General features: G+C 70.2%; 1 protein-coding gene. It reads left to right on the top strand.

Features of this window, described 5'->3' with window-relative positions; genetic code table 11:
* Positions 1-1,315: acyltransferase family protein (locus OQ968_RS24705; protein ID WP_324682281.1), on the top strand; the 1,315-nt coding region annotated here is incomplete at both ends.

The following is a 1,315-nucleotide window of genomic DNA, read 5'->3' as shown; positions in this document are numbered from 1 at the left end:
GGCCCCGTCGCCGTTTTTGCACTATTGGTCGCTGGGGGTAGAGGAGCAGTTCTACCTGGTATGGCCGCCCATGATCATCGGCACGGCTTTGCTCGTCCGGCTGGTGCGGCGCTACACCCGGGCCGACGGCGCATCGTCGAGGCGCCCGTACCTGGTGGTCCTTGCCTTGGTCGCGGTGGTGTCGTTCGCGATGTCGCTGGCGATCACCCACACGCTGCCCCCCACCGCGTTTTTCTCGATGCCCACCCGGGCCTGGCAGCTCGCGGTGGGCGGCCTGGTGGCTCTTACGGCCACCCAGTGGGGCCGGCTACCGGCACCGCTCGCCGCGATCGGGGGATGGGCAGGCCTGGGGGTGATCCTGTGGGCCTGCACCCGGTTGGACACGACCACGCCCTATCCGGGTACCGCCGCGCTGCTGCCCGTGCTCGGCACGGCGCTGGTGATCGGCGCGGGCTGCGCCGCGTCCGCTCGGGGAGTGGGGCGTGTGCTGGCGCTGGCGCCGATGCGGGCGGTCGGGCGGGTGTCGTACTCATGGTATCTGTGGCACTGGCCGGTGCTGGTGCTCGCGGCGCCGCTGTTGGGCCACCCGCTGGGGCTGGCCGGCAGGCTGGCGACGGTCGTCATCTCCGGCGGGCTGGCCGTGCTGACGCTGCGCTTCATCGAGAACCCGCTGCGATTCGCCCCTTCCATACGCCGGTCACCCGCCCGCAGTCTTGCGCTCGGCGGTGCCGCCACGGCGGTGGCCGTCGGTGTGGGCGTGGCGCTGCTGGTGCTAATACCCCTGCCGGTCGGCCGTGGCCCCGCCGCTCCGGCACTGGCCGTCACCGTGGGTCCTGCCCCTGCAGGGAAAAATGTCGAGCTGTACGACGCCGTGGTGCACAACGCATTCGCCCAAGTGCAGGCCGCGGTGGCGGCATCGGCGAACATGACCGCCGTACCGTCGAACCTCGATCCGCCGCTTGCCAACGCTGCAGCCGAACAAATGACCTTGGGGCTCAACGGCTGCCTGCGCAATTTTCTCCAAGTGGGGCACCCCGAGTGCGCGACGGGCGACGCCGCGTCGGCGACGACGGTGGCGCTGGTCGGGGACTCCAATGCCGCGATGTGGAGCCCGGCGTTCGAGCGGGCCGCCGACCAGCGGCGCTGGCGGCTGGAGACCCTGGCCAAGGCAGGCTGCCCGTTGCTGGACCTAACCTTCACCGAGTCCGTCCTTCATCGGAAATATACGGAGTGCGAGCAGTGGCGCGCTCAGATCATCGCCCGGTTACAAGCCGAACACCCGCGGCTGATCGTGCTGAGCATCTCGCGCACCTAC

It is taken from the genome of Mycobacterium sp. 663a-19, assembly GCF_035616495.1.
Lineage (GTDB): Bacteria > Actinomycetota > Actinomycetes > Mycobacteriales > Mycobacteriaceae > Mycobacterium.
This window is presented reverse-complemented; position numbering and strand designations above follow the sequence as displayed.